General features: G+C 44.6%; 18 protein-coding genes. 15 read left to right on the top strand and 3 right to left on the bottom strand.

From position 1 onward, the window contains the following. The first annotated feature begins 4 nt into the window (after positions 1-4). The 8 genes from AC1VYS_RS16450 to AC1VYS_RS16415 all read left to right on the top strand — a co-directional run bounded on the left by AC1VYS_RS16450 (position 5) and on the right by AC1VYS_RS16415 (position 10,886). The gene (locus tag AC1VYS_RS16450) at positions 5-982 is read left to right on the top strand and encodes an alpha-ketoacid dehydrogenase subunit beta (protein ID WP_090916689.1); all 978 of its coding nucleotides are present in this window, start codon (positions 5-7) and stop codon (positions 980-982) included. A 176-nt stretch (positions 983-1,158) separates the two neighbouring features. Continuing rightward, complete coding sequence (locus AC1VYS_RS16445) at positions 1,159-2,484, top strand: dihydrolipoamide acetyltransferase family protein (protein WP_482910597.1); 1,326 nt, start codon at positions 1,159-1,161, stop codon at positions 2,482-2,484. A gap of 3 nt (positions 2,485-2,487) precedes the next feature. After that, positions 2,488-3,903 (top strand): dihydrolipoyl dehydrogenase, encoded by a 1,416-nt coding sequence (gene lpdA, locus AC1VYS_RS16440; protein WP_123065714.1) that lies wholly within the window; start codon positions 2,488-2,490, stop codon positions 3,901-3,903. Positions 3,904-4,189: 286 nt separating this feature from the next. Beyond that, positions 4,190-4,984 carry a thymidylate synthase gene (gene thyA / locus AC1VYS_RS16435; RefSeq protein ID WP_482910596.1) on the top strand — a complete coding sequence of 265 codons (795 nt, stop codon included), beginning with the start codon at positions 4,190-4,192 and terminating at the stop codon, positions 4,982-4,984. A gap of 37 nt (positions 4,985-5,021) precedes the next feature. Next, complete coding sequence (locus AC1VYS_RS16430) at positions 5,022-5,510, top strand: dihydrofolate reductase (RefSeq protein WP_482910595.1); 489 nt, start codon at positions 5,022-5,024, stop codon at positions 5,508-5,510. 590 nt (positions 5,511-6,100) lie between these two features. After that, a complete protein-coding gene (locus AC1VYS_RS16425) occupies positions 6,101-7,588 on the top strand; it encodes a glutamate synthase subunit beta (protein WP_482910594.1) in 1,488 nt (495 codons plus the stop codon). Between the two features lie 394 nt (positions 7,589-7,982). Further along, the gene (gene fur, locus AC1VYS_RS16420) at positions 7,983-8,450 is read left to right on the top strand and encodes a ferric iron uptake transcriptional regulator (protein ID WP_441927590.1); all 468 of its coding nucleotides are present in this window, start codon (positions 7,983-7,985) and stop codon (positions 8,448-8,450) included. 126 nt (positions 8,451-8,576) lie between these two features. Continuing rightward, on the top strand, positions 8,577-10,886 hold the full coding sequence (locus AC1VYS_RS16415; protein ID WP_482910593.1) for a type IA DNA topoisomerase: 2,310 nt from the start codon (positions 8,577-8,579) through the stop codon (positions 10,884-10,886). A gap of 33 nt (positions 10,887-10,919) precedes the next feature. Here the strand turns inward: AC1VYS_RS16415 and AC1VYS_RS16410 are convergent, their stop codons facing one another. After that, positions 10,920-11,684 carry an HAD family hydrolase gene (locus tag AC1VYS_RS16410; protein ID WP_482910592.1) on the bottom strand — a complete coding sequence of 255 codons (765 nt, stop codon included), beginning with the start codon at positions 11,682-11,684 and terminating at the stop codon, positions 10,920-10,922. 58 nt (positions 11,685-11,742) lie between these two features. Beyond that, entirely contained in the window at positions 11,743-12,663 is a 921-nt protein-coding gene (locus AC1VYS_RS16405; RefSeq protein WP_482910591.1) for an ArsR/SmtB family transcription factor, read from the bottom strand. Positions 12,664-12,883: 220 nt separating this feature from the next. On the opposite strand from AC1VYS_RS16405, the gene AC1VYS_RS16400 reads away from it, so the two are divergent. From AC1VYS_RS16400 to AC1VYS_RS16380, 5 genes are all read left to right on the top strand, one after another. Continuing rightward, the gene (locus AC1VYS_RS16400; RefSeq protein WP_482915031.1) at positions 12,884-14,065 is read left to right on the top strand and encodes an MFS transporter; all 1,182 of its coding nucleotides are present in this window, start codon (positions 12,884-12,886) and stop codon (positions 14,063-14,065) included. A gap of 83 nt (positions 14,066-14,148) precedes the next feature. Further along, positions 14,149-14,874 carry a phosphonate ABC transporter ATP-binding protein gene (locus AC1VYS_RS16395; RefSeq protein ID WP_154890435.1) on the top strand — a complete coding sequence of 242 codons (726 nt, stop codon included), beginning with the start codon at positions 14,149-14,151 and terminating at the stop codon, positions 14,872-14,874. Positions 14,875-14,897: 23 nt separating this feature from the next. Then, positions 14,898-16,202 (top strand): hypothetical protein, encoded by a 1,305-nt coding sequence (locus tag AC1VYS_RS16390; protein ID WP_482934386.1) that lies wholly within the window; start codon positions 14,898-14,900, stop codon positions 16,200-16,202. 14 nt (positions 16,203-16,216) lie between these two features. Beyond that, positions 16,217-16,915, top strand: a complete 699-nt coding sequence (locus AC1VYS_RS16385) for a response regulator transcription factor (protein ID WP_090916668.1) — start codon at positions 16,217-16,219, stop codon at positions 16,913-16,915. Further along, positions 16,912-18,465: a sensor histidine kinase gene (locus AC1VYS_RS16380; protein ID WP_482910589.1), complete on the top strand. Its 1,554-nt coding sequence runs from the start codon at positions 16,912-16,914 to the stop codon at positions 18,463-18,465. Before AC1VYS_RS16385 ends, AC1VYS_RS16380 begins: the two co-directional genes overlap by 4 nt. Before the next feature lie 86 nt (positions 18,466-18,551). On the opposite strand, the gene AC1VYS_RS16375 is transcribed toward AC1VYS_RS16380, so the two are convergent. Then, entirely contained in the window at positions 18,552-19,778 is a 1,227-nt protein-coding gene (locus tag AC1VYS_RS16375) for a glucose-1-phosphate adenylyltransferase (protein WP_482910588.1), read from the bottom strand. Between the two features lie 226 nt (positions 19,779-20,004). Here AC1VYS_RS16375 and glgB point away from each other — a divergent pair, with 226 nt between their 5' ends. Both glgB and glgA read left to right on the top strand, forming a co-directional pair. Next, the gene (glgB, locus tag AC1VYS_RS16370) at positions 20,005-21,996 is read left to right on the top strand and encodes a 1,4-alpha-glucan branching protein GlgB (protein WP_482915030.1); all 1,992 of its coding nucleotides are present in this window, start codon (positions 20,005-20,007) and stop codon (positions 21,994-21,996) included. Next, positions 21,993-23,423: a glycogen synthase GlgA gene (gene glgA, locus AC1VYS_RS16365; protein ID WP_482910587.1), complete on the top strand. Its 1,431-nt coding sequence runs from the start codon at positions 21,993-21,995 to the stop codon at positions 23,421-23,423. The genes glgB and glgA overlap by 4 nt, the downstream gene beginning before the upstream one ends. The last annotated feature ends 150 nt before the right edge of the window (positions 23,424-23,573 follow it).

Raw genomic sequence — 23,573 nt, 5'->3', positions numbered from 1 at the left:
GCAAATGGCACAATTGAACATGAAAGAAGCGATTCGTGATGCGCTTCGCGTAGAGTTGAAACGTGATCCTAACGTGTTGCTCTTCGGTGAAGACGTAGGTAATGTAGGCGGCGTTTTCCGTGTAACGGAAGGTTTGCAAAAAGAGTTTGGCGAAGAGCGTGTATTTGATACACCACTGGCTGAGTCCGCAATCGGCGGTTTGGCTGTAGGTTTGGGTATTCAAGGCTTCCGTCCGGTAGCTGAGATCCAATTCGTAGGTTTTATCTTCGAAGCCCTTGACCAAATGGTAGTTCAAGCTGCTCGTATGCGTTTCCGCTCTGGCGGTAAATACAATTCTCCGATCGTATTCCGTACGCCATTTGGTGGCGGCGTAAAAGCGGCAGAATTGCACACAGACTCTCTGGAAGGTTTGCTCACGCAAACTCCGGGTATTAAAGTGGTAGTTCCTTCTAACCCTTACGATGCGAAAGGTCTGATGATCGCTTCCATCCGTGACAACGATCCGGTATTCTTCATGGAGCACTTGAATCTGTACCACGCTTTCCGTGCAGAAGTACCTGAAGAAGACTATGTTGTTGAACTGGGTAAAGCGAACGTTGTTCGTGAAGGTTCCGATGTTACCATCGTTACTTACGGTATGATGGTTCATACTTCTGTGAAAGCTGCAGAAGAACTTGAAAAACAAGGCATCAAAGTTGAAGTTATCGACCTTCGTACGATCAGCCCGATCGATATCGATACGGTTGTTGCTTCCGTTAAGAAAACAAACCGTGCAATTGTTGTACAAGAAGCTCAAAAGAGCGCAGGTGTTGCAGCTGAAGTCATTGCACAAATCAATGAAAAAGCAATCCTGCACTTGGAAGCACCGGTTCTGCGTGTAGCTGGTCCGGATACGGTATATCCTTTTGCACAAATCGAAGATACATGGTTGCCTAACCCGGCACGTATCGTTGCTGCGGTTAACAAAGTCATGAACTTCTAATTCAATCATCTGACATGCCGCAAGGCGCAGTATGGTGATTCACATCGCAGCGTAGGCTGCACTGTAAACAGCCATTAGCCCCTTGATTGACAGTTATTTGCACTCGCAGTAACAGTTAGTTTGTGGAGCTAAGGGTTGTTTTCAGGATGGAGCAAATAATCAAGGAGGTTTTTCAGTTGGCTAAATTTGAATATAAATTCCCTGAACTAGGCGAAGGCCTTCACGAAGGCGAAATCATCAAGATGCACATCAAAGTCGGGGACAAAGTAACTGACGACGATATCATCATGGAAGTACAGAACGACAAAGCGGTTGTTGAAGTTCCTTGTCCGGTAAACGGAACAGTAACTGAAGTTTTCGCTAAAGACGGTCAAGTCTGCCACGTTGGTGAAGTTGTAGCGGTTATCGATGCAGAAGGCGAACTGCCTGAGCAAGACGACGCTCCTGCTGAAGACCAAGGTGCGCAAGAGAAAGACGCAGCACAAGGCGGAGCGGATACTAGCGGTTCTTCTGCAGCAACTTCCAGCTCTAATGCAGCTCAAGAAGGCGGCAACAACAGCGTTCCTGCAGTTCCTGCAAAAGACGTTTTGGCTACGCCAAGCGTTCGTAAATTTGCTCGTGAGCAAGGTGTAGACATCGCTCAGGTTAACGGTACTGGCAACAACGGTAAAGTAACCAAAGAAGATGTAGAATCCTTCAAAAATGGTGGCGGATCTTCCGCAGCGGCAACTTCTTCCGACGCTCCGGCTCAAGAAGAGAAAAAATCCGCAGCACCTGCAGCTGCAGCAGCTGATCAACGCCTTGAAGAAGAGCGCGTACCTTTCAAAGGTATCCGTAAAGCGATCTCCAATGCAATGGTTAAATCGGCTTATACTGCACCTCACGTTACAATCATGGACGAAGTGGACGTAACTGAACTGGTTGCATTCCGTACACGCATGAAACCAATTGCAGAGAAAAAAGGCACAAAAGTGACTTACTTGCCATTCATCGTTAAAGCATTGGTTGCAGCTTCCCGTCAATTCCCAGCGTTGAACGCAATGATTGATGAAGAAGCAAATGAAATTGTGTACAAAAAATACTACAACATCGGTATCGCTACAGATACAGACAACGGCCTGATCGTTCCTGTAATCAAAGATGCTGATCGTAAATCCATCTGGATGATCGCTGATTCCATTCGTGATCTGGCAGCTCGTGGACGCGATGGCAAACTGAGTGCGAACGAAATGAGAGGAAGCACAATCTCCATCAGTAACATCGGTTCTGCTGGCGGTATGTTCTTCACTCCAATCATCAACTTCCCAGAAGTTGCTATCTTGGGTACAGGACGCATCAGCGAAAAAGCGGTTATCAAAAACGGCGAAGTTGTTGCAGCACCTGTAATGGCATTGTCCTTGAGCTTCGACCACCGTATCATCGATGGCGCAACAGCACAAAACTTTATGAATTACATTAAACAGCTGCTCGCTAACCCTGAGCTGCTTGTTATGGAGGTGTAAGATATGGTAGTAGGCGACGCTTCTCTCAATATCGACACATTAGTAATTGGTGCGGGACCTGGCGGCTATGTAGCTGCCATCCGTGCTGCACAACTGGGCCAAAGCGTATTGATCGTAGACAAATCCGAGCTGGGCGGCGTATGTTTGAACCGCGGATGTATCCCATCCAAAGCTCTGATCTCTGCTGCACATCAATATGAGTCTGCTCTTCACGGCGAAGCATTTGGTATCTCCGCTGAGAATGTAAAAGTGGACTTTGCTAAAACGCAAGAATTCAAAAACGGCGTTGTTAAGAAAATGACTGGCGGCGTAGCTGGTTTGCTCAAAGGCAACAAAGTTGAAGTTTTCAACGGTGAGTGCATGTTCATCAACGAAAACGAAGCTCGTGTATTCAACGATCACGAGTCACCACGTTACAAGTTCAAAAATGCAATCATTGCAACAGGTTCCCGTCCAATCGAACTGAAACCTTTCCCGTTTGGCGGACGCATCCTGTCTTCGACAGAAGCATTGAACTTGCCTGAAGTACCAAAAAGCATGATCGTTATCGGCGGCGGCTACATCGGTGCTGAGCTTGGTCAAATGTACTCCAAATTCGGTGCTAAAGTAACAATCATCGAAGGTTTGGATACTGTACTGCCAGGTTTCGATAAAGACATGACTAGCCTTGTGGCTAAAAACATGAAGAAAACAGGCATCGAAATCGTAACGGGTGCAAAAGCGGAAAGTGCTGAGCAAACGGATAAAGATGTAACTGTTAAATATTCTGTAAATGGTGAGTCCAAAGAAGTAACTGCAGATTACCTGCTCGTTACTGTAGGACGTCGTCCTAATACAGACGGAGAACTGGGTCTTGATATGATCGGTGTTGACGTTGACGAGCGCGGATTCGTTAAAGTTGACCACCAAGGTCGCACTAGCATCCCGCACATCTTCGCAATTGGTGATATCGTATCTGGTCTGGCTCTGGCACACAAAGCTTCTTATGAAGGTAAGGTGGCTGCAGAAGCAATCGCTGGACAACCATCTGTAGTTGATTACAAATGTATGCCAGCTGTTGTGTTCACAGATCCTGAGTGCTCCAGCGTAGGTTACACGGAGAAAGAAGCAAAAGAAAAAGGTTACAAAGTAAAAGCAGGTAAATTCCCTTATGCGGGTAATGGCCGTGCGGTATCTTTGAACCATGCTGAAGGCTTCGTGAAAATCGTTGCTGACGAAGAAAGTGGCCTTGTATTGGGTTGCCAAATCGTTGGTCTGGAAGCTTCCAACTTGATTGCTGAGCTTGGTCTTGCAATCGAGATGGGTGCAACATTGGAAGATCTGGCGCTGACTATCCATGCTCACCCAACTTTGGGCGAAATCGTGATGGAAGCAGCGGAATTGGTAATGGGTCACCCGATCCACATCATCTCCCGCTAAGATCATCGAAGTATCGGATTCGTCCGGTCAGGTATTATATGTAAATTCTAAAGAGGCGAATAGCGCTAACGCGTTGTTCGTCTCTTTTTTGAGTTGCAATTGGGAAGACAGGATGTAGGTGTCCATAGGAGGGTGGAAGAATGCACTCCTCAACTTGTTTAGCGAATTCATTTCTTCCTAGTACTCAATTGTGGTACACTTTAGTAATGATCAGACTTGATTAGTCTGCACCCAAATGGGTATGAGTGAGAGTGCAACATATATAGAGATGCGAGGAGATACCAACATGAAAAACTATCTCGATTTATTACAAGATATATTGGATAACGGCGTTCACAAAGGGGATCGTACTGGAACAGGAACACAATCTGTATTTGGCAGACAGCTTCGATACGACTTGTCCGAAGGTTTCCCACTTGTAACAACCAAGCGAATTCACCTGAAATCAGTGATTCATGAGCTGCTGTGGTTTTTGAGCGGGGATACGAATATTGCTTATCTGAAAGAAAATGGTGTGAAGATCTGGGATGACTGGGCAGACGAGAACGGTGATCTTGGACCGGTGTATGGTTCACAGTGGCGCACATGGGAAGCACCAAATGGGGAGAAAATAGACCAGATTGCAGCGGTTGTAGATTCGATCAAAAATAATCCGGATTCCCGCCGACATTTGGTGAGTGCGTGGAATGTGGCCGAGATTAACAACATGAAACTGCCACCTTGTCATTTCGCGTTTCAATTTTATGTGGCTGAGGGTAAATTATCCTGTATGCTGACAATGCGTTCCGTGGATACCTTCCTCGGGTTGCCGTTTAACATTGCGAGTTATGCACTTCTGACACATATGATTGCACAGCAATGTGACCTGGAAGTGGGCGATTTCATCTGGTCTGGTGGAGACGTGCATATCTATTCCAATCATGTGGAGCAGGTGAAAACGCAGCTGGAGCGGGAGCCTTTTGTTTTGCCTAAGCTTGTGATCAAGCGCAAGCCTGATTCGATTTTTGATTACAAGTTTGAGGATTTTGAATTTGAAAATTATGAGCATCATCCGGGGATTAAAGCACCGATTGCAGTATAAACACAATAACATATTCAACGAAAGGGATGTGCGGCCTTTGAGTATTGAATTGGTATGGGCAATGGGAGAGAATGGTGTGATTGGACGTAATAATTCTCTTCCTTGGCGATTGCCAAAAGATATGGCTTTTTTCAAGCAACAAACGATAAACAAAACAATTATTATGGGACGTAATACGTGGGAGTCATTTGGCGGTAAACCTCTTCCACAGCGTCGTAATATTGTTGTCACCCGGGACTTGAACTACAGAGCTGATCAGGCTGAGATCGTACATACGATTGAAGAAGGAGTGAAGGTAGCTCAGGGTGAAGAACTTTGCGTGATCGGGGGTTCTCAGGTATATCGGGAGTTTTTACCGTTTGCAGATCGGCTCATTGTGACCAGAATTCATGAACAGTTTGAGGGAGATACGTTTTTTCCTGAAGTAGACTGGTCAGAGTGGGAGTTAACGAAACAGATCGATGGAGAGCAAGACGAAAAAAATATTTATCCTTTTACATTCGAGTTTTACGAGCGTAAAAAATAGAAGATATCAATGACACTGGGCCCACGAATTTTTCGTGAACAGTGTCTTTTTTATGTGAATGTAAGGGATCGTGACCGATTCAAATATCTTCACACCAATATAACATAGTAGCTGGTTGATTTTGCATAATATACATAGAGTGAACTTGAGAAAATGACTAAATAGTCTAAAAACTGTAGGATTTCAACGTTGTAAAGCTTTAAATCAAACTTGTTTTTTCGTATATGAGTATAATTTCATTAAAAAGCTTGATTTTAATGACAATTTATCTTACATTTATATAACGTTATTTCGATTTTTCTTTTCAACTTTCGGTTTTAATAAAGTAACATGCTGTGTTTTATGACCAAATTTAAGCTATTGACCATACGTTCATATGAACGCTATGATGTATAAAATACAAATAATTATGCGGATAATCCATTTAATATTCACTGTCGTAAATGCTACTATAATTGAAATATCTTTGAGTAGATTTTGTGATACAATAGACAAAAACTCAGGTAAAAGAGTAATCCATTTCATATAGAGCCATGCGCATGAAGGGATCATGAAGGGATTAAGACAAGAACGGATGGGGGAAACGTAAGATGTCTACACCTACTGGATTTATGGAATACAAACGGCAGCTCCCTGCCGATCGAGAGCCAGCGGAGCGTATCAAGGATTGGGAAGAGTTTCATAAACATATGGCTGAAGAAGAGCTCAGAACACAAGGTGCAAGATGCATGGATTGTGGTACCCCTTATTGCCATACAGGTATAGATATGACTGGCGGTACGTCAGGCTGCCCGGTTCATAACTTGATTCCAGAGTGGAATAATCTCGTCTACCGCGGGTTGTGGAAGGAAGCGCTGGAACGCCTTCACAAAACGAACAATTTCCCGGAGTTTACAGGACGTATCTGTCCAGCTCCTTGCGAAGGATCATGTACAGTGGGCCTCATCGGTCAGCCTGTAACGATCAAAACGATTGAAGAAGCCATTATTGAAAAAGGCTTCGAAGAAGGTTGGGTTGTGCCACAACCACCGGAGAAACGCACAGGTAAGCGTGTAGCTGTAGTTGGTTCAGGTCCAGCGGGACTTGCAACAGCGGCTCAATTAAACAAGGCTGGACATACGGTAACCGTATATGAACGTTCAGACCGTGTCGGCGGATTGTTGATGTACGGAATCCCTACGATGAAGCTGGATAAAAAAGTGGTACAACGTCGTGTGGATTTGCTGGCAGCTGAAGGAATTGAGTTTATTACGAATACAGAGATCGGAAAAGATATTCCGGCTGAGCAACTTGTTAACGATTATGATGCTGTTGTTCTGTGCGGCGGTGCAACCAAACCTCGTGAGTTCAACATTGAAGGTGCTGACCTTAAAGGTGTTCATTATGCAATGGATTTCCTGAATAGCAGCATCAAAAGCTTCTTGGACTCTAACCTGGAGGATGGCAACTACATCTCTGCAAAGGATAAAGATGTTATTGTAATCGGGGGCGGAGATACAGGCTCTGACTGTGTAGCTACTTCGCTGCGTCACGGATGTCGCACGATCACACAATTCGGTACGCATACTCAGGCGCCGATGGAGCGTGATCCAATCAACAATCCTTGGCCTCAATTTCCGAACGTATACACACTGGACTATGCGCAAGAAGAAGCCAAAGCCTTGTTTGGTCAAGACCCACGTGAATTCTCCATCATGACCACCAAATTTGTGGGTGATGAAGAGGGTAATCTCAAAGAATTGCATACGATTCAAATTGAACGTATCGTTGATGAGACAGGTCGCAAAATTTATCAGCCTGTTCCAGGTACAGAGCGGGTATTCCCTGCACAAATGGCGATGATTGCTATTGGCTTCGACGGACCGGAACAAACGCTGGTTGAACAACTGGGACTTGAAACGGATCGTCGTACAAATGTCAAAGCACGTTATGGCAAATACAACACGAATGTGGATAAAGTATTTGCAGCTGGTGATATGCGTCGCGGTCAAAGTCTGGTAGTTTGGGCTATTAATGAAGGCCGTGAAGCAGCTCGTGAAGTGGATAAATATTTGATGGGCGCAACCGTGTTGGTTTAAGCTTGTTTTTGAAGATCATTTTGTTGTTATTATTTTGATATTATATAATATGATCAGAATCCATATTGCAATAAATAACCCTCGCATGTGCGGGGGTTATTTGCTGTGTATGTTTACAAACATCACCTCGATTTTCTTCCATTTCTTATGAAAGTGTGATTGAAAGCATTGCATTTTATAAGATAAAGACTTATTATTAGATTATAATTATTATAAATAAGAGACAACAACAAATTTATTGATGATGTAAGCTGGATTTAAAATCTAACTATATAATGAGTTTATTTACAGAGGACAATATCGTGAGTATGTGAATGAAGAATGGTTTAAGTAAGAGAAAGTAACCAATTAATAACGGAGGTGCACCCGTATGGCTAACAATCGGGACAAGTCCATTTCAGAGCAAATTCACCAAATCAAAAATCAATTAGTTGATAAAGGATATAAGTTAACCCAACAACGTGAAGTGACGGTACGTGTACTGTTGGAACATGAGAAGGATCATTTTAGTGCGGAAGAAGTATTTCTTCTGGTGAAAGAAAAGTTTCCAGAGATCGGGCTCGCAACTGTTTATCGCACGCTGGAGTTACTTAGTGACCTGCAGGTTGTAGAGAAGATTAACTTTGGCGATGGGGCGGCTCGTTTTGATCTGCGCAGCACAGACGGCTCTCATCATCACCACCACTTGATCTGTACGGAATGTGGCAGTGTGGAAGAAATTATGGAAGACGGACTGCTTCGTTTGGAGCAGCAGGTTCTACGTCAGTACGGTTTTGCTGTCACAGATCATCGGCTTGATTTTCAAGGAGTGTGCAAAGAGTGCAGACAAAAACATGAGCTTAATGAGCCAGCAGCGGGTTAATTCAGCCCGGATAGGTGCTCTTGAATCCAAAATCTGATATAATGAGTTTCAGAAGCAAGGGGCTTCCGTCGGCGGAAGGCCCCTTTTTGCCGTCATACTGGGCGGTATAGGAGGAGAGATGGACGGATGAAGACACTGGTTATAGCGGAGAAACCCGATATGGGGAGAACCATTGCCGCCGTCATAGAACCAAAAGCCAAAAATAATCGCACCTATCTGGAGGGTGAGCATTACATTATCACCTGGGCGATTGGGCATTTGCTTGGACTGGCTGAACCGGATGCCTATGATTCAAAATACAAACGCTGGAATATCGCGGATTTGCCGATCATCCCGGAGCAATTCAAAATTGTTCCGAATCCGCGTACAAAGGATCAGCTCAAAATCATCGGAGAACTTGCAAAGCGTGCTTCAGCGATCGTTAACGCTTGTGATGCCGGGCGGGAAGGGCAGTATATTTTTGCGCTGATTCAGCAGCAATTAAAGTTGCGTCAGCCTGTAAAACGTTTGTGGATATCGGATTTGACAGCTGAAAGTATTCGGCGAGGATTTGATGGACTGAAAGATGCCGCAGAATTCGAAAATCTGACCCATGCTGCCCGTGCACGAAGTGAAGCGGACTGGCTGATTGGCATGAATGCCTCGCGGGCGTTTACAACAAGACATAATGCACTTTTGTCTGTGGGACGTGTTCAGACACCCGTATTAGCGTTAATTTATGATCGTGAGATCGAGATTGAGGCGTTCCAGTCACAGACCTTCTATGAAGTGGCGGCCTGGTTTCGTCAGGAAGGTGTTGAATACCGCGGCGTGCGTCAGGGTGATAAACTTACGGATGCCGAAGAAGCCGAGTCCATTGCGACAAGTGTAAAGGGTAAAACGGGCCAGATTATTAAATATGAAGCCAAACAAACGAAGGACTATCCCTATCGGTTATATGACCTTACCCTTTTGCAACGTGAAGCGAATGCGAAATATGGTTATGGTGCTAAAAAGACGTTAGATATTGCACAGGCTCTGTATGAAAAACATAAAGTAATCTCTTACCCGCGTACGAATTCCAACTATGTGACCGAGCAGAACATTGAAGGCATGCACAAAACGCTGAATTTACTTAAAAACGGAACGTACAGCGAGCTGGCTATGGGGGCAAAGCCTGAATTGGTGCATAAAAATAACAAAGGGGTCTGCAATCCAAGCCGGGTAGAGGATCATCATGCCATTTTGCCCACATTGAAACGACCGGGGACACTGTCTAAGGATGAGCAAAATATTTATGATTTGATTGTAAGACGTTTTCTGTCTCATTTCTATCCGCCAGCGGAGTATAAGCAACATACTGTACTTACGGAAGTAGAAAAATATCAGTTCAAAACGTCTGTAAAAGAACTGTTGTCCATCGGTTGGAAGGTGGTACTAGGTTCAGGTGACCCGGAGCAAGGGGCTTCGGGTAAGAAAAAAGCGAAGAAAAACAGCAGTGAAGAAGAGGAAGCAGAGGAATGGACGGACAAAGCCTTCGCTGTACAGCCTTACTTACCTGTTCATTGTACAAAGAGTGAGTTCAAAGAGAAAGCGACCCAGCCGCCCAAAAGTTATACCGAGGGTACGCTGCTCAAGGCGATGGAGAGTGCAGGCAAACAGATTGAGAATGAAGAGTTGCGTGATGCGATGAAGGATAGCGGTCTGGGAACCCCAGCTACACGAGCGGCTACGATCGAACGTCTCAAAAACGTAGGTTACATTACGATGCAGGGAAAGAAGATGCAATTGACCCTTAAGGGACGAACAGCGATTGAATTGATTCGCCGTGCAGGTGTAGATCTGTTGACCTCGCCTGAGATGACCGGACAATGGGAGCGCCGATTATATCAAATCTCTAAAGGTGAAGCAGGACAGGACAAGTTCATGGAAAACGTCAAAAAGTTCACGTTGTCTATTATTGAAAAAGTTCGTGTCCAGGCTCCAGCAGCTGCTGATGCCTTTGGTGAAGATGCGCGAGGTAAAAAAGGCAACGGAAAAAGCAGAGGCGTTGCGAGCAAAGCGGCGAATAAGTCTTCCGGTAGTGCCAGAGCTCAGAAGGCATCGGTTGCAAACACGGCATCAAGCACTCGCACAGCCTCTCAAAAGAATACAGCTTCTTCTGGCGCAAGGGAAGTGCTTGCTTCATGTCCATCACCGGACTGCAATGGGTATATTATCGAGGGCAAGAAGGGATATGGCTGTTCCCGTTTCAAAGAAGGATGTACATTTGTAGTCTGGAAAGAATACGCTGGCAAAAAAATAACAAGTGCGATGCTGAAGTCCTTGGTAGAGAAGGGCAGCACGCAAGTTCTTTCGTTCAAACGCAAGGATGGAAGCACAGTGAAGGCGCGTATTATTCTGAAGGATGTAGTCACAGGTCAGTTATCCGGAGAGAAGCTGGAAACCTCATCGTAAAGTTTGATAGGCGCAAAAGGAAAAAGAACCCTTTTATCCAAGGGTTCTTTTTTGTTGTTGCTGTTTTATATCTTCATGAATGACTTTTGGGACCTCTTCCAGTGCGGTGATGGTATACATGGAAGTTTGCGGATTCGGCTGCAGCTCAACAATGTTATATTGCCATTCATTGGGCTGTTTGATATAGATGCTGTGAATTCCGGCATTCACGGCAGGCATAATGTCTGTGCGAAGCGAGTTGCCAATCATCCAGGTTGAGCGCCGATCAAATGGGCCTTTGGACAGGATGCCTTCCAGTGCTTCAATATTTTTGTGCTGACGAATATAGATTCGATCATCGAAATAGATGGATAGTTTCATCTGATCAATCTTACGTTGTTGGATGACTGTCTCTCCGCCAGTATACAAATAAAGAGAATGCCCGGCAGATTTAAGCTCTTCCAACGTTTCTACCATATGTGGGTAAGGCTCAACTTCCTGAGTGTAAACACTCATGCCCAGTTTGCTCAAATACGTTTCTTCTCTGGTTGACGTTGGTCGAGTATATTTCTGAGAAAAATATCGATACGTATCAATCAGTGACTGTGGAAAATGGTGACTTGCAAACCCGACTTTATTCACTCCGGTTACATCGATTTCGAGCTGCTTCTCCCGAATCTGCTGTGTTGTCAGGGCATGACCGTCAAACCATTGCTGCATATTTTCAAAGAATTCTCCCAGAACAAGATTGAAATATTTGTTGCAATACACGAGTGTATCATCCAGGTCAAACAATATATGTTGTTTTAGTAAACTCAATGCTAGCTCACTCCTTGCCTGCGCTTGTTGCGGACAACTCTAAATTCGTTTACATCACTCAGATGCGAATGTAGGATTCCAGAAACATATTCAATTCAGATACACCATCTGGACGAATGCTGTATTTTTCTTTACGGTTGCTTCCCAGCAAATGTGTACGCAGCAAACCTGCAATACGAAGAGCCATAACCTGATCTTTCACAGGGTCTTCGTCTTTGCCCAATTCCTCACACATCTCCGAGAGTGACTTTGGTTCATCCGATACATATCTTAACAGGCGAAGTCTTTCAGGATCTGCCAAAGCATGCGTGAATCTTAGCAAACACGTTGGCGGTTCATCTTCATTCTCCTCAGGAGTATCTACCGGATATTGCATAATCATCATGCCTTCATAGAAGCAATACATGTTAATTGGACGGTTATGCACAGTTGGAAACAGAATCACTTCGTTTAAACCAGGCATCGGTTCAACAATGACACCCGCAGTGGCATATTCAATTAACAGTTCAGGCCCCATCTTTTCAAGCAGAATCCGCTTTTCTTCAGCGTCTTCTTCAAGCCATACGCGGTGATCTTCGCTTATATTCTGACAGTAGTGCTGATCCCACAGTCGCAATAATGGGACATAACTGTTCCGAATTCGCGTTGATTCTTCTATTGTAATTTCAGGCATTAATGGAGATATGCGTGTAAACAACTCATCAGCTGAAAGTCCTGCGAGCATGTCCAGAAATTCCTGATTCTCTGAAGTTGTGTTCTGATATGCTGCCCAGGCAAACAGGACATCGAAATCGTCAAAGGGCCACGTGGCAGCAGGTGCAAGGGCAGCCCGCACATTGGAACTTAGCTTGCCTTCAACGTCCAGAATCCATTCAGGACCAATGTCCAGATGCTGAATCCACTTTTTCGTGACATATACCAAAAAGCTATTTAGCATCTCATATATCGGTGAGACATCAATTTTAACGTGGTAAGTCATAATGATGCAGAATCCTCCCGTCACATCTAGATATACACAGCGACTTATGTACTATTATGGCTTGTTTTACTGGGCGTTGTCCACTATAATGTTCAAGTCCGGGGCTCAGTCCCCAACTCTGAAGAAAGTATACACCTATATAAATAACAGACTAAAGATCGTCAGCGATGGCGGTTTTTCTTTGTTTGCGCTTGCAGGAGGAATGAAATTCGTGGCATCAATGTTCAAATCTAAAATATCACCCTCAACTTTAAATTACTTGATCCTGATTACTGTAATTGTGGTAGCTGGGATTAGTCAGGGACTATTACTGCCTGTATTATCGATTTTTCTGGAACAGCAGGGGGTTTCTCCAGGGGTAAACGGGCTGAATGCGGCTGCGCTTTATATTGGTTCATTCGCCATGACACTGGCAGCTGAACGTTTACTGGGAGCTCTGGGGTTCAAAAAACTGATTGTAGGCGGTTTGATTCTGGTTATGTTTCCTTTGATCCTGTTTCCTTATTTCCCCGACATAAAAATATGGTTTGTGCTACGCCTTATTGTTGGCATCGGAGACAGCGCCCTACATTATGCTGCCCAGTTATGGGTGCTGCTAGTTACTGCGCCGGAGAAGCGAGGACGTTATATTTCACTTTATGGCATGTCTTACGGCCTTGGATTCAGTATTGGACCACTAGGTATCAAGCTGCTCGGCTTTGGTGATGCTGTTCCATTCCTGGTGTTATTTGTGGGTATAGCGGCCGTACTCATTCTGGTACTCATGAAGCTGCCGAACACCAAGCCAGAAAAATTAGAGCATGCTCATTTGCCGGAACGACGCTTTCGCCGAAGTTTCGCTTGGGCATGGTATGCCCTGTTGCCCGCTCTTCTATACGGTTATATGGAAGCTGGCATGAACAGCAATTTCCCGGTTTACGGACTTCGGATCGGATATGACACCAATCAGATCGCCTCTTTGCTTCCTTTTATAGGGATCGGCGGATTGTTTCTTCAGCTTCCGCTCGGGATATTAAGTGACCGTTATGGCCGAAAAAGAATTCTCATGATGGCTGGAATTGGCGGCGGCCTTGCATTTATACTGGTTCCATTTTCGGGTACGCATTTTTGGATGACACTTGTGTTGTTACTTATTGCCGGAGGACTTGTTGGTTCATTTTTCTCGTTGGGACTTGCTTATGCCGCAGATATTTTACCTAAAGGGTTACTACCTGCAGCCAATGTGGTAGCGTCATTCCATTTCACGATTGGAAGTATCGTCGGACCGAATCTGGGAGGTCAACTGATTAACTGGGTTTCACCTGGCAGTATGTTTATGATGCTTGGTTGTATGTATTTGATTTTTGGTGTAACGGGACTATTATTTCGACGTAAACGTGAAGCGGAATTTATGTTAAAATAGAAGCTGGTGTTCGCATGGAAATTGATGTCCATTTCCGAGTACACTAGTAGTAGGGAAAAACATGGACAAGAGGAGACATCGCGATGATCAGAGTGGAGAACTTGAGTAAATCCGTTGGAGCGGATCGTATTCCGATTTTGCGTGATATTCGTTTTGATATGCAACAAGGAGAAATGATTGCGGTGGTCGGCTCCAGCGGGAGCGGCAAAAGCATGTTGCTGAAATGTTTGGCGATGAAGGAAACATGGGATTCAGGACGTTTTACCGTTGACGGCATGGATATTTTGAAAGAAGGCTGGAGCGGTAAACAAAAAATAAGGCGGGAATGGGCATACTTGGAGCAGAACCCGCAACTGTATCCCAGAAAAACAGCGCTGAAAAACGTACTTATCGGTCGCTTTGGACAGACGCCTTTATGGCGGATGGCAACGGGCATGGTCCGATCAGACGACTACATGGGAGCGATGGATCACCTCGAAGGTCTGGGATTACTCGATAAAGCACACCAGCTTGCTGAAAAAATGAGTGGCGGTGAAAAACAGCGTGTTGCCATTGCAAGAGCGCTTGCTCACGGTGCAAAGGTGGTCCTGGCAGATGAACCGGTCATCGGACTTGATCCTCATACGGCTGATGCAGTATTGGAAACGCTACGTAAATTGTGTGAAGAAGAACGAGCTACGGTCATTGCCGTGTTGCCAATTGAACTGGCAGAGAAGCACGCTTCCCGAATCTGGGGAATCGCGGAAGGCAGGATCGCTTTTGATATACGAGGACGGAGATTGACACAGCAGGAGAAAAATCAGATTTAAAATGAGTGCATATGAAAAGAGTGATGAGATTGTTAAATTCGCGATGGGGACGCTGTATGACGGCAGGTGCGATGGCTGTTCTGCTCGGAACGGTGCTGAGTGGCTGTACGGTAATCAGTGACCCCAAGCTTCTAATGAAGCCGCCGATGATGTCTACGGACAAGGAGAAATTGTATAACATTGTGCAGAAGGAAACACCGCCTGAAAGTAAATTGATTCGGCCCAAAGATATGAGCAACACCAGCATGATTCGTGTAGAAGATCTGAATGGTGACGGCATTCGCGAGGCGAGTGTTTTTTATGAGACACCCAATGAAAATGTGCGTATCCACGGTATGATTTTAGAGGAACAAGGGGGGGCGTGGGTTAAAAAACTCACGTTTGATGTACCAGGCAATGAGCTGGAATCATTCAAAGTCATGGATATTACAAATGATGGAAACCCGGACATTATAGTTGGTGTAAGCTTGCAGGATCAAAAAGCGTTAACGGCATATTCCTATAAAGGCGGAGTCTTGGAACAAGTGCTCGGTGGCGTACCGTATAATCAGGTGATTATTGATGACATGCAAGGCAATGCGCTTGATTTAAGCGGAGATGGCAAGAGTGATTTTGTTGTCGTCTCGCTGAACGCCAGCGGATTCGCCAGCATTGCACTGTATCAGTATCAGGATGACAGTTTCAAGGAAATCGATCGTGTCGTAACGGATTATACGGTCAAAGAAGTGTATAATGCCCTTGGCGGTGAGATTGCCGAAGGAAAAATGGGGATTGTGCTCGATGCGGACCTCGATGATCGAAGTTCGTTTACACAAATTATGTATGTTAAAGACAATAAACTCGTCAGCGCTTTTAAATCTCCCGACCAAACGTACAGAGATGACAAAATTTTAAGCGGTGATGTGAATAATGATGGTATTATTGAGTTTGGATTGAAAGAAACACCAAAAGGCTGGGAGCACTACGTATTTGATTCACGAATGTGGTTTTATACATTCTACCAGTGGGATGGAAAAGAGGGAAAGAAGTTTGTGTCATTCCAGTTCCGGGATGATGCCGATTTATTCCATCTGAACTTAAAGCCTGAATGGTATGGCAAGATCACGATTGATACCAAATCGGAGAAGGAAAAATATATTCGGTTCAAAATGATCAAAACGGATGAAACCGTAGCCGAGATCAAATATTTTACGTTTTCTCAGTGGGATCTTGAAAAGGGGAAAAGCTGGAAGGAAATTACTCGAACGAAAGATCGGGTCATTGCATCGCGTGTTGCACAATCTGAGGCGGGCAAGGATGCATTAAGCAAAAACTTCTCAGCTGAATAGAAAGGAAGAACTTGATGAGTAAAGTACTTATTCTTGAGGATGAAGAATCCATCCGCAGTTTTATTGTCATTAACTTGAAAAGAAACGGGTTTGAAGTGCTGGAAGCGGGTGATGGTCATGAAGCCTTGCGTATCTTGCAATCCGTTCCGGATATTGATCTGGCATTACTGGACGTTATGGTTCCCGGCATTGATGGATTTGAAGTATGTAGACGGATTCGTGAAACGAACGAAAGGCTCGGTATTATTTTTCTGACAGCCAAAGTACAGGAGCAGGATAAAGTATATGCCCTTTCCGTTGGAGCAGACGATCACGTAAGCAAACCGTTCAGCCCGACTGAACTGATTGCACGGATTCAATCGTTGCTGCGTCGTGTGAATGTACATCGTGAAACCGCGGCTAAAGTAACGTTCCAATCGGGGCCGTTTTCACTGGATCTGATCTCCAAACAGTTTAAAAAGAATAATGAAGCTATTGAATTGACACCTACCGAGTTCTCGTTAATCCAGTTCTTCCTGGAAAAAGAAAATACACCGCTGAGTCGTGACCTGCTGCTGGATCACGTATGGGGCAAAGAGTATATGGGTGATCCTAAAATTGTTGATGTTAACATCCGTCGTTTACGGCAAAAAATTGAGAACAATCCTTCCGAGCCTGAATACCTGCAAACTGTATGGGGTCACGGGTACAAATGGAAAGGCCGGGATCAATGATTAAAAAGGGGATCACGCGGCAGATCGTACTACACTACTTTATTGTCGTTTTCCTCGCTCTGGTGCTTGTAGAGTTTGTGTTTATGCTGGCTGTGCAGCGGTATTATTATGAGAGCATTTACAATACCATCAGTACTCACATTACCAATAACAGGGACTTCCTTGAGCCCATTGCCAGAGCCAGTAATGGGGAAGATGGCAATAATAACTTGTCCAGGCTTCTGGTTCGTCTTGCATTAGACAATACCGAACTTGAGATTTTGGATCTGAATGGACGTGTGCTGGCGAGTTCGACGGCATTTGAATCAGATCGAGCGGTGCTACAAACGAGTGACATTATGCAGGCGTTAAACGGAGATATGGGACGATGGATAGGCAGACAGCCCAATACCGGCGAATCGGTGATGGCGGTTGCCAACAAATTTGACCTGGGTGGTGAAAATACGTACATTGTGCGTTATCTGACATCACTCGAATCAGTAAATTCTAAATTACTCGTCATGGGGTTGCTGGCAATTGCCGTAGGGGTCGGTGTACTGGCTATCGTGTTAATAATTAGTATTGGCATGGCCAATTCCATTGTACGTCCCATTAACAGTATTACAGCGGTATCTGCTCAGATGGCAAAAGGGCGACTGGATGTGAGGGTTAAAGGGAATTACAAGCATGAACTTGGTGAACTTGCATCAACACTTAACTTCATGGCTCATGAAATTGTGCGCAGTAACCAGATCAAGGACGATTTCATTTCGTCCATATCCCATGAATTGCGTACACCGCTGACCAGTATCAAAGGCTGGAGTGAAACACTCGATTCAGGCGGATACGACCCGGATGAAACACGCATTGGCATGGGCATCATCGCCAAGGAAACAGAGCGTTTGATTGGACTTGTGGAAGAGATGCTCGATTTCTCCAAACTGCAGCAAAATCAGATGAAGCTTGTGAAAGGCACGGTTAATATTCGTGAGGTTGTGCAGGAAACCATGCTGAACGTATGGGCGAAAGCCGAACAAAAGCAGGTACATCTAAAGTTGGAAACAGACGAGACACGCGCTTATAATGTATACGGTGATGGAAACCGATTGAAGCAGGTGTTCTTAAACATTGTGGACAACGCAATCAAATTCTCACATGAGAATTCATGGATCTTCCTGACAGTGAAAGAAGAAAATGATCAGATCGTTGCGGTTGTGCAGGATACAGGCATTGGGATCAGCGAGGAGCATCTGATCAAAGTAAGAGATCGTTTCTTCCAGGTGAATCATCAAAATGGAGGTACAGGGCTTGGTCTTGCCATCACTCAAGAGCTTGTGGAGCTGCATGAAGGTACCATCACGATGCAAAGTGAACTGGGATCAGGAACAACCGTTACGGTTACCTTACCTATGCTTAAGCAGGAGACAGCTCTAGCTGCACAAGAGTTACCAAGTAGGGAAGCAATGATCGAAGCAGATACATTGAAAGAACCGACAAGTACACCTGTGGAACTTGACCAAGATGAGGAGAGCCATTCTCATGATCCATCAACTGAGGGTGAGAAGCGCTGATTTGTCGTGATAACATGCATGAATATTGTTATACAGAGAAACGAAGAAGGCGAGCCATAATGGCTCGCCTTTTTATATCTATATTGTTATGAGGATAATTCACCAGCACGGAGGCGGCCGCTTTTCTCATACACTTCTTTGAGCATACGTACAGGTTGCGTGCGTACGGCTGGTTTAGGTGCGATAATCTCATTCGGGCCAACGACAACAATTTCATCGGCTGTACCTTTAACAATAGCACCATCTTTGATAATGGCTCCTTCGCCGATAATTGCACGTTCGATATGAACTCCGCGTCCTACGCGTGCATTAGGCATAATGACGCTGTCCAGTATCTCAGATCCTTTACCCACTTCAGCTCCGCAGAAGATGACAGAGCGTTCAGCACGGCCTTCGATAGCGCAAGAGTCGTGAACCATAGAAGCTAAATGCTCCATCTGTGTCTGTCTTGTTTTAAGAGCGCTAGGTTTGGAACGCCATTCGCGAGTAAACATAGGCCAGTCTTCTCTCTGAAGGCTCCAGTTCTCTTCGTTATATAACAGATCCATGTGTGCATCCCAAAGGCTTTTTACCGTACCAACATCTTTCCAATAGCCATTGAAGTTATATACATAAAGCGAATTGGTTTCATTTAACATCTGTGGAATGACATCTTTCCCGAAGTCATGACTGGAATTCGGATTCGCGGCATCCGCAAGCAAATGACGTTTCAAATATTTCCAATTGAACATGTAGATGCCCATCGAAGCCAAATTACTTTTAGGTTCAGCCGGTTTTTCGGCGAATTCGGTCACGCGCATATTTTCATCTGCCGCCATAATTCCGAATCGGTGTGCTTCGTCCCAAGGCACTTCCATGACAGAAATCGTAGCGAGGGCATTGTTAGCCTTGTGTTCCTCGAGCATCTCGCGATAATTCATATGATAAATATGGTCACCCGACAAAATTAGAACATTTTCGGGGTTTTGCTGGTCAATATAGTCCATATTTTTATATATGGCATCCGCAGTTCCCAAGTATTCGTCATTTCCTGTATGATAAGATGGAAGCAAGGAGATTCCGGTCTCATTTGAATCACCATGTGTCCATGGTTCTCCTTGACCAATATGTTCGTGCAGTGATTCCGCTTGGTACTGCGTCAGAACACCTACAGTGTCGATTCCTGAGTTAACGCAGTTACTGAGAGGAAAATCGATAATCCGGTAATGCCCGCCAAACGGTACAGCGGGTTTTGCAATCCTCGAGGTTAAAGGGGCTAATCGCTTTCCTTCTCCTCCCGCCAACAGCATAGCGATGCAATCTTTATTAAACATGATCGTTTCCCTCCCAAAATATTTGTGCAGTGTAGTACATTAGTAAACGAAAGTGAAGCCTCTGAAACGATAGCTATTGTAAAAATTCTGAAAAAATACATCATTTTTTAAAACAACGCATTTTTCTTTTCAAGTTGGCTAGAATGGGGTAATGGTTAACGTTATATCTATTTTCTGGAGAAAAGAAGGTGATCCCTTGGCTATTGAACCGCTGGCACAACCTGATATGTTATCTGAGCATATTTATTTATTTCATGAAGGTAATCTTCATCACAGTTATCGAATGTTGGGCGCGCATCCTGAGACTCGCGATCACCGTCAAGGGTTCCGCTTTACCGTATGGGCACCCAATGCCGTAGAAGTTGGACTGGCTATGGACCGTAATGGATGGAAAGGTGAAAAGGACCCTTTATATAAGATACCCGATTCGGGATTTTGGAGTCGCTTCTTTCCGGGAATTGACGAAGGTACTTTATACAAATTCCGTATTTTAACGGAAGATGGAACCGAATGCCTCAAAGCAGACCCTTATGCATTTCAGGCTGAAATACGTCCTCAAACGGCATCTGTCACAAGTTCCATTGAGGGATACAAGTGGAATGATGGCGCGTGGAGACGAAAACAACGCACGATGTATAACAAACCTTTACATATTTATGAAATGCATCTGGGGACGTGGAGACGCAAGGATGATGGCAGTCTGTATAGTTATCGTGAGATAGCGGACTTGCTTGTTCCTTATTTACTTGAAATGAAGTATACCCATGTTGAAATGATGCCCCTTAGCGAGCATCCGTATGACCTGTCATGGGGATACCAAAATACGGGTTTCTATGCACCCACAAGCCGTTATGGGCAGCCAAAAGATCTGATGTATCTGGTGGATACACTACATCAGGCTGGAATTGGTGTATTGCTGGATTGGGTGCCTGCTCATTTTGCTAAGGATGCGCATGGACTGCGTCTGTTTGATGGTACCCCTTTGTTCGAATACGCAGATCCGATGTTAGCCGAGAAGCCGGGATGGGGTACACTCAGTTTTGATTATTCCAAACCGGAGGTGCGTTCCTTCCTGATTTCCAACGCATTGTACTGGATGGAAATGTACCATTTTGACGGGCTCCGTGTTGATGCAGTAACAAGCATGCTTCGTCTTGATTTTGAAAAGGTGCCAGGTCAATATCGAACCAACGACGAAGGTGGCCTGGAGAATAAAGAAGCTGTTGCTTTTTTGCAAGAATTGAACAAGACTGTTTTTGAATATTATCCTTATGCTTTGATGATGGCCGAAGAATCCAGTGCGTGGCCAATGGTCACCATGCCAGTAGACAAGGGTGGTCTGGGTTTTAACTACAAATGGAATATGGGTTGGATGAATGATACGCTCGACTATATGGAATCTGATTTTCATGAACGTCCTTCCAAACATCATTTGCTGACTTTCCCGGTTGTATACTCCTTTTCTGAAAATTACGTGCTTCCTCTGTCTCATGACGAGGTGGTACATGGTAAAAAGTCTCTTTTGAACAAAATGCCAGGAAGTTATGAGCAGAAATTCGCAGGCATGCGCGCGTTCCTCGGTTATTTCATGACATTCCCGGGCAAAAAACTGTTATTCATGGGTGGAGAGTTTGGCCAGTTCATCGAATGGAAAGATGAGGATCAACTGGACTGGTTTTTGCTGGATTATGATAGTCATCGAAGCCTGCACAAGTTTGAACGTGAGCTTTCCGAGCTGTACGTCCGTGAAAAAGCTTTATGGGAGCTTGATCATTCCTTTGACGGTTATGAATGGATCACTCCGGATGATCAAGGCCAAAGTGTCATTTCATATGTTCGCAAAGGAAAAAAACCTGCGGATACACTCCTTGTGCTCATTAACTTTCAGCCAGTCAAAAGGGAGCGTTACCGGATTGGCGTCATGCGTCCCGGTATGTATACCGAAATATTGAACAGTGATCATTCGGATTACGGTGGTTCAGGGATAATTAATGATATGCAGATCCCCTCAGAAAAAATTCCATTTCACGGGCATGCACACAGCCTCGAAGTGGATTTACCACCGCTAAGTGTCGTTATTCTAAAAAAGAATACACGCCGGAAAACGGAGCCCATCGCTGAAGGTAGCGCTTCCGTGAAATCGAAAAAAAAGACAGAAAAAATTACAGAAAAAAAAGAGAGTAGAACGTTAAAACCGGATAGGGGGACAAAGGCATGAATATTTTATTTGCAGCGGCTGAAGCGCATCCTTTTATTAAAACGGGAGGACTAGCAGATGTGATTGGTGCACTTCCACAGGCTTTGAAGAAAAACGGGGCAGATGTGCGAGTGATTTTGCCGAAATATAAAGGGATCTCCGAAGAACACAAAGAGGCGATGAAACCTGTCCTTGTTACGGATGTGCCTTTGGGATGGCGCAGAGCGTACTGTGGCATTGAAATGCTGGAGTTTGACGGGATACCCGTTTATTTTGTAGACAATGAGTATTATTTTGGACGGGACGGAGTCTACGGGTACATGGATGATGGAGAGCGATTTGCCTTTTTCAACCGAGCTGTGCTTGAGGTGCTTCCGCAGATTGATTTCAAGCCGGACGTTCTGCACACACATGACTGGCATGCGGGTATGATACCCTTGCTTCTTAAGGCTCATTATGGGCATGATGCGTTCTATAGTGGGATTCGAACGGTGTTCACTATACATAACTTGTTGTATCAAGGTGTATTCCCACACGAGTTATTCAGCGAAATTCTGGAACTTGATGATCGGTATTTCACGATGGAAGGTGCAGAATACTATGGGAATGTCAATTTTTTGAAAACAGGAATTGTGTACTCCGATCATGTGACTACGGTAAGTCCTACTTATGCTAGGGAAATACAGACTTCATATTACGGTTATGGGCTGGATGGACTACTCAGTTCACTCGGTGATCGCTTTAGCGGCATCGTAAACGGCATTGATACCAAAAGTTATAACCCGGCAACGGACAATAAAATTGCGGTTAAATATAGAACAAGCCTGTCTAAAAAAATTGAAAATAAAATTGAACTGCAGAAGGAATTGGGGCTGCCGGTTCGCCCAGACGCACCATTGATGGTTATGGTGACCAGGCTCGTTGATTCGAAAGGACTGGATTTAGTATGCCGCGTTTTGGACGAGCTGCTCTATTACGATGATATTCAATTTGCCGTACTGGGTACCGGAGATTCCGCATATGAGCACTGGTTCCGCGAAGCAGCTAATCGTTATCCCTTGAAAATGTCAGCTCAGATCACATTCAATGATGGGTTGTCTCGCCGTTTCTACGCAGGGAGTGACATTTTCCTGATGCCATCCAAATTTGAGCCATGCGGAATCAGCCAATTGCTAGCCTTACGCTATGGAAGTGTACCGCTTGTAAGAGAAACAGGTGGTTTAAATGATACGGTACAAGCTTACAACGAGTTTACAGGAGAAGGTAATGGTTTCTCGTTTACAAGCTTCAATGCACATGACATGATGAATACGATTCGCCGTGCAGAAGAGTTTTATCGTCAGCCGAACGAGTGGAAGAAAATTGTGAAAAATGCAATGAGCGGAGAGTACAGTTGGGATGTATCGGCAGAGGAATATATGGATATTTATCGTCGAATTCAAGTGTGATCTAAGAAGTAGCTTTTATTTTCGTTTGGAGTGCCGCAGTTTATTAACTGCGGCTTTTGTAGTTGCAAAAAAAGGGCAGGTTTGGATACCGGACTTGAATTAAATAATTCAAAACGGTTCAAACTTACCCTAGAATCAACCCGGAATCAT

The sequence above is a fragment of the Paenibacillus sp. G34 genome (genome assembly GCF_056856875.1).
Note: the sequence above shows the minus strand (reverse complement) of the source record. Positions and strands in the feature narration are given on the sequence as shown.